The sequence below is a fragment of the Selenomonadales bacterium genome (assembly GCA_017442105.1).
GTDB lineage: Bacteria > Bacillota > Negativicutes > RGIG982 > RGIG982 > RGIG982.
In genome coordinates, this window is record JAFSAX010000024.1 from 1 (window position 1) to 7,114 (window position 7,114).

The 7,114-nt window shown below is 48.1% G+C and carries 6 protein-coding genes; 2 read left to right on the plus strand and 4 right to left on the minus strand.

Translation table 11 applies throughout. From position 1 onward, the window contains the following. On the minus strand, window positions 1–1,380 hold a 1,380-nt coding region (ilvB, locus tag IJN28_00930), incomplete at its 3' end, for a biosynthetic-type acetolactate synthase large subunit (GenBank protein ID MBQ6712335.1). Between the two features lie 19 nt (window positions 1,381–1,399). Further along, entirely contained in the window at window positions 1,400–1,630 is a 231-nt protein-coding gene (locus tag IJN28_00935) for a hypothetical protein (protein MBQ6712336.1), read from the minus strand. Window positions 1,631–2,061: 431 nt separating this feature from the next. Here IJN28_00935 and IJN28_00940 point away from each other — a divergent pair, with 431 nt between their 5' ends. Beyond that, window positions 2,062–3,132 carry an ATP-binding protein gene (locus IJN28_00940; protein MBQ6712337.1) on the plus strand — a complete coding sequence of 357 codons (1,071 nt, stop codon included), beginning with the start codon at window positions 2,062–2,064 and terminating at the stop codon, window positions 3,130–3,132. Between the two features lie 35 nt (window positions 3,133–3,167). Next, a complete protein-coding gene (locus tag IJN28_00945) occupies window positions 3,168–3,638 on the plus strand; it encodes a GNAT family N-acetyltransferase (GenBank protein ID MBQ6712338.1) in 471 nt (156 codons plus the stop codon). Window positions 3,639–4,321: 683 nt separating this feature from the next. Here IJN28_00945 and IJN28_00950 read toward each other — a convergent pair. After that, window positions 4,322–5,632 carry a (Fe-S)-binding protein gene (locus IJN28_00950; protein MBQ6712339.1) on the minus strand — a complete coding sequence of 437 codons (1,311 nt, stop codon included), beginning with the start codon at window positions 5,630–5,632 and terminating at the stop codon, window positions 4,322–4,324. A 3-nt stretch (window positions 5,633–5,635) separates the two neighbouring features. Next, window positions 5,636–7,018 carry an FAD-binding protein gene (locus IJN28_00955; protein MBQ6712340.1) on the minus strand — a complete coding sequence of 461 codons (1,383 nt, stop codon included), beginning with the start codon at window positions 7,016–7,018 and terminating at the stop codon, window positions 5,636–5,638. Between the last annotated feature and the right edge of the window lie 96 nt (window positions 7,019–7,114).

The window sequence follows — 7,114 nt, forward strand, 5'->3', positions numbered from 1 at the left end:
GAGGACGTTGTTTTTCAGAATGATAACGGTGTAGGGGAGGTTCTCGTGTACGGCTGTCAAGAGTTCCATGGCCGTCATTTTGAATCCGCCGTCACCGACGATCACAACAACAGGTCTGTTTGGTTCGGACGATTTTGCACCGAGTGCGGCAGGGACTGCGTATCCCATCGTACCAAGACCGCCCGAGGTCAGCCAACGGTCGCCTTGTTGGAGGCGAAGATATTGTGCCGCCCACATCTGGTTTTGTCCGACGTCGGCGACCCATGTCGTAGCAGGGCGTTTGCCCTCAGAGATGGTTTCCATGATATAGCGGGGAGTAAGGCCATCTTCTGTCGGTTCGTCTTTTTGGTTGAGTACCCACCAGCCTGCTTCTTGTTCGGGGAGGCAGACGAGGCGTTCGTCGATGGCGCAGAGCGATTCAATGATATCTCCGCTGATGGGGATATGTGTATCGACATTTTTATTCATCTCGGACGGGTCGCCGTCGAGGTGGATGATCGTTTTTTTCATTGCGTACATCTCGGGATTGCTCGTCGTACGGTCGCTGAATCGTGTACCGATGGCAAGCAGAACATCAGCTTGTGCGGCCGTTTTGTTTGCACCTTGTGAGCCGTGCATGCCTGTCAGGCCGAGGTTGAGATGGTCATGCGGAAGCGCATCAAGCCCCATCAGTGTCGTCAGGATCGGGAGCTGATGTTTTGTCGCGAAATGACGTACGGCGCTCTGGGCTTTGGCGATCTTGACACCGCCGCCAACGAGGATAGCTGGCCGACGTGCTTCTAAAAGTGCGTTGACTGCCGCTTGGATCGCACTGGGATCGCTCGGCGGATAGTTGGGCGGGAGCGTATATGGCTCGGCAGTATCATCGTATTCGGTCGTGCCTGTCAAGATATCGCGTGGTACGTCAATGAGGACTGGGCCGGGGCGACTGCTGCGTGCGATGGCAAAGGCGCGATGCACTGTTTTGGCGAGCTCGGTGATATCGTGCACGAGAAAATTATGTTTGGTAATAGGCATGCTCAGTCCCGTAATGTCGATCTCTTGGAATGAATCGCGACCGAGAAGCGGTGTTGCGACTTGGCCTGTGATGGCGACGATGGGGATCGAATCAAGGTATGCTGTAGCCAGTCCTGTAATGAGATTTGTCGCGCCCGGACCGCTCGTTGAAATGCAGACTCCGACTTTGCCCGAAGAACGCGCATAGCCGTCTGCCGCATGAGCGGCGTTTTGTTCATGAACGGTCAAGATATGATGGATAGGCGCATGATAAAGAGCGTCGTAGAGCGGCATGATCGCACCGCCCGGATATCCGAATACTGTCGAAACTTGTTCTTTGAGAAGGCAGGCAAGAATGATCTGGCTTCCTGTAAGCTGGCTCATAATGATAGCCCTCCTTTATTTAAGCGACAGGCTCGATCTGTGCATCGACGACATCGAGCATCTTGGACGACAACAAGCGGAGAAGGTGTTCGCCTTCGCGCGTATCGCAGTCGATATGAGCATTGATCTTCAGACAAGCGTTATCGGGTACGACCGACAACTGATTGACCGTATAGCCACGACGATATAACAGACCCGTAAAACGGTGAAGTGTATCAGAATGATTTTCCAAAACGAGAGAAAGCTCCATGATGTAATCGCTCCTTTTATAAAAAAATAAACCCCCATGGTCATCTGCTGATAACCACAGGGGCGAAAGTTCTATGATTCGCGGTACCACCCTGCATTGTACTCGATCATCGGCCATCACCGACTGTCTCTGTAACGTGAGTCTAACGTCTGAACCTACTTGAATGATCGTTCGGCAAGCAGCTCATGGGTGATTTAGAATTCTTGCGCCTCATCGGTTCACACCACCCACCGACTCTCTGGATCAGCTGTTGCAATCGTTCCGCTCCCAATCATAACCTTTGGAGTACAATATAAAGTTGTAATATCTTGATTCCAGTATACCAAAAAAAGAAGGTTTGTCAAGGATTATTGCTCGAAAAAATAAGAATTTTTTGAAAATACGCAGAATCATAAAAGTATGATACAATAGGAAAGAAGGAGTGTGAATGAATGGAACACACACAGTATTTTGATGTGCGGTTGGCGCAGAACTTGGTCGATCATATTGCGGCTGAACTGGGTCAGAATGTCAATATCACAAATCATAAGGGACTTATTATCGCATCGTTCAGCAAGAACCGTATCGGTATGATACACGAAGTCGCCGAGCAGAAGCTCAAGGCAGGCGAGTATCAAGAGTTTGCCGTAACGGAAGAAGAAGCGCGTCAGTATCGCGGTGTGCGAAGCGGTGTAAACGTACCTGTTTTATATGACGGTATTTGTTATGGGTTTATCGGCGTTACGGGCGACCCTGTCATCGCGGCGCCGTATGCGCGTCTTGCGGCAAAATTTGTCAAGGCGATCCTTTGCTCGATCGCGCACAAAGAACGCTTGTCCGAGGCGATGCGCGACAACCAGCGTATGCGTGCATTGCTTCTCAATCAGATGATCAGAATACAAGAAGAAGAGCGCAAACGTATCTCGCGTGAACTTCATGACGAAACGAGTCAATCGCTGACGGCAGTACTCCTCGGATTGCGAGCACTTGCGACCTCTCTCGATGATGAGGTGCAGAAGGCAAGAGTGCTTGAGATGCGTGATGTCGTATCGGAAGCTTTAAGCAGTGTCCATTATATGGCAGTCAGACTTCGTCCGATACTTCTCGACGAGCTTGGTGTTCGTGCGGCGATCGCAAAATATATCGAAACGTATCAGAAACGATATAATATCAAAGTTTCGTTTACCTCAACGAATATCAAAGAAGGTGAACGTTTCTTTCCCGAGATCGAGATATCTGTCTATCGCATCGTACAGGAAGCACTCAGCAACATCGTCAAGCATGCCGATGCAGAAGATATTCGCGTAGAGCTTACATACGAGGACGAAGTTTTGCGTCTTGTGATACAAGACAACGGAAAAGGCTTTGACCCCGACATTCTTGAGGAATACCAAGTCGCCAACAATTCGCTTGGCATCGCAGGTATGCAGGAACGGACAGAATTATTGGGCGGTACGTTCGAGATCACATCCGCGTGGAAAGAAGGCACGCGCATCGTCGTAGAGATCCCTGTGAAAAACTAACATCAGAAAAGAAGGTAATATTTGTGGCACATGAAGTGACATTTCGAAATGCGGTAAGAGAAGATGTCGGTCTTATCTTATCGTTTATCAAACGACTGGCAGAATATGAAAAATTGGCACACGAAGTCGTGGCAGATGAACCGACGCTCAACGAATGGATATTCGATAAAGAAAAAGCCGAAGTCATGTTCCTCATGGAAGACGGCAAAGAAGTCGGTATGATACTCTTTTTCCATAACTTCTCGACGTTTATGGGGCGGGCGGGCATCTATCTTGAAGATCTCTTTGTACTCCCCGAATATCGCGGCAAAGGCTACGGCAAGATGCTTCTTAAAAAACTTGCCGAGATCACCGTTAAGCGGAACTGCGGTCGCCTCGAATGGGTATGTCTTGACTGGAATCAGCCGAGTATTGACTTTTACCTTGCTATGGGCGCACAACCGATGGACGAATGGACTATCTATCGCGTATCGGGTGACAACTTAAAGAAACTGGCAGGTAAATAAAAAGAGAGGATTCGTTTGAATCCTCTCTTTTATATATAGAAGGAAAGTGATATACGGAATAGGAAAAAGAAAAGCCTTTGCCCGAGATCGAGGAGGATGATTTTCCAAATCATTCATATGGATACAGTACGAAATGCTGTGATGGTAAGCAGTTTTTTAAGAATAAACCCAACTTAAAAAGCCCAGAACTATGATTATAAAAGCGATGATAGGGAATTTTACAACTAAGATTATGGAAACAAACAGTATGATCAAGGGAGTCCATGAAAAATCGTTCGAATGTTGAGAAGGGGCAGATGTTGTATTGCTACGAGAACTTTTCCCTGTATTCGTATTACTGCAAGAATAGTTGTCGGTATTCGAACTTGTTATCGTATTTCCACCTCTGAGAGGCAATCTATCTTCTTCGGGAACACGGCCGTTATAATCGTCTACGACCCAGTCGGGGATTTCATACTTTTTTCTGCTATCCATGTAGATACCTCCCAATGTTTTATATTATTATTGTACAATGTTATTGATCGGATTATAGTGCAAGGGTTATGTGCTTTCAGCAAGTTTTGTGAACGAGGCAGCTGATTTGTAAGTAGTCTGTATCACGGAATAGAAGAAGAGCAAAGAGGGTATAACTACATATAGAAAAAGAAAGAGCACAGCATAAGCTGTGCTCTCGTTAGGTCGTCTTATTTTTTGCCGTTTTTGTAGGATTCAGCCAATACTTGGATCGGATGGAATACGACTTGCGGCATTTTGTTCTGTACAAGACCGTCAGTGATGTGCATACGGCAACTCGGGCAGGATGCTGTTACATAGTCAGCATTCGTAGCTTTGATGTTTGCACATTTTCTGTCGTTGATCTTACGGGAAAGTTCATAATGCGCCAAGCTGAAGGAACCGCCGGATCCGCAGCAACGATCATGTTCTTTCATTTCAACGAATTTCACGCCCGGGATAGATTTCAAGATCTCACGCGGCTGTTGCGTAACTTTGATACCGCGGATCATATGGCACGGATCGTGCATCGTGATCGTTTTATTGACAGGACCCATGAGGGATTTGTCATAGCCGACTTCGATGAGGAATTCGCTGATTTCGCGTACTTTTTTGGAGAGTTTTTCTGCGCGAGCTTTCCATACCGGATCTTTTTCGAGCCAGTGCGGATAGTCTTTGAGTGCTTCTACGCAGGAACCGCAAGCACCGATTACATAGTCAACGTCGAAGCGTTCGAATTCTTCGATCGTTTTGCGAGCCATTTCGTTAGCGAGGTCGAAGTCGCCCGAAACGTGAACCGGCGTTGCACAGCAGTGCTGTTTGCCCGGGATAACGATCTCAATGTTGTTTGCTTTGAGAACGTCGATAACTGCCGTACCCATATCGGTGTACATGTAGTTGATCGTACAACCCGTGAAGAATGCAACACGGAGTTTTGCGCCCGGAACTTTGATTACTTCCGGATACTGGCTGCGAAGCGGGGAGGAAGCGATCGGTGCAGTTGCACGGTTCGGGTCCATACCTGGCATCGGAAGGCGAGATACCGCTGCCATTTTACCCGGGATTTTTTTGAACGTCAAGCCACCGAACGTACCGCCCATTTTGAGTGCGAAGTCAAAGAGCTGACGGTTACGGAGAAGACGGAATACATTCTTTTTGATCGGATGAAGACCGCGAACTTTGATCGCAGCGTCACGACCGCGGAGAATGAGCTCGTCTGCAGGAACGCCGCACGGGCAAGCTGCAGCACACGATTTACAGTTGAGGCAGTGAGCCATAACGGAGTCAAATGCACCGGATACCGGGAGTTTGCCGTTGAGGACAGCCTGCATCAAGGAGATTTTACCGCGGGCAACGGAGTGCTCTCTGCGGGTTTCTCTATAGATCGGGCAAACTGCTTGGCAGTTGCCGCATTTCATACAGTTGGCTAATGCGTCATCAATGTCGCGAAGAAGTGTTGCATCATGGGCATTGATGGCTTCACGAGTGATTTCTTTTGCCATAGCTTAGCACTCTCCTAACAATTTACCAGGATTCAAGATCAAGTTCGGGTCCAAAGCACGTTTGATAGCTTTCATAGCTTCCATACCTGCTTTACCATGCTGGAATTCCATCCACGGCAATTTACCGAGGCCGATGCCATGTTCGCCGGAGAGCGTACCGCCGAGTTCAACTGCGCCACGGAACATAGCGTCCATTGCAGCGTAAACGCGTTTCATTTCTTCTTCGTCGCGGATATCGCAAACGATCGTCGGATGCATGTTGCCGTCGCCTGCATGACCGAATGTACCGATCGTTACGTTGTTGTCAGCAGCAGCTTTTTCAACGAGTGCAAGGAATGCAGGGATTTTGCTGCGCGGAACCGTAGCATCTTCTACGAATGTCGTCGGGCGAAGTTTTGCGAGGCAAGGAAGTGCCATACGACGAGCTGTCCAGAGCTGTTCTTTGTGAGCAGCGTCGCGAGCGAGCTGTACTTCACCGTTGTTAGCAGCGAGTACTTCCTGGAGGCGTTTTGCTTCGTCTTCTACAACGATCGGGTTACCGTCGACCGTGCAGAGGAGGATAGCAGCAGCGTCTACCGGAAGACCTACGTGCATGAAGTCTTCTACTACGCGGATCGTTTTGTTATCGAGGATTTCGAGCGTAGCCGGAATGATTTTTGCAGCGATGATACCTGCAACAGCGTTACCTGCATCTTCGAGCGTTTTGAACGTAGCAATCATGCTCTTATCTGCTTCCGGTTTCGGAACGAGTTTGAGGTATGCTTTCGTGATAACGCCGAGCGTGCCTTCAGCACCCGTGAAGAGTTTCGTCATATCGTAACAGGATACGTCTTTAACGTTTATACCACCCTTATGGATGATCTCACCGTTCGTCAATACAACTTCAAGACCCTGTACATAGTTTTTCGTGATACCGTATTTGAGACCGCGGAGACCGCCTGCATTTTCGGAGATCGTGCCGCCGAGGCTAGCCGTTTTAACCGTGCCCGGATCCGGCGGATAAATAAGACCGAACTGAGCAACATGGTCGTTGATGTCTTGTACAACAACGCCTACTTCTACTTCAGCGATGAGGTTTTCAAGGTCAACGTCGATGATTTTGTTGAAACGGAGCATAAGGAGTACGATACCGCCTTTGAGCGGAGCCGTACCTGCGGAAAGGTTCGTACCGGAACCGCGAGTGTATACCGGAATTTTATGCGTGTTAGCATATTTCAAAATTTCGGATACTTCTTTTGCCGTGCCCGGAATGACAACTGCATCCGGCATGTAAGAGTGACCCGGAGTCGCATCATACGAATATGCGTACAAGTCTTCCGGTTTCGTCAAGACGTACTCTTCGCCGACAATTTTCTTTAATTCTTCAATCATTTGGGTGTTTTGCATATTTTTCTACCCCTCTACAAAAAATTTTTAAAGAAATGAAAAAATTTTATTTATCCATACTAACAGTATATAACTAATTGACAGATAATTAAATCA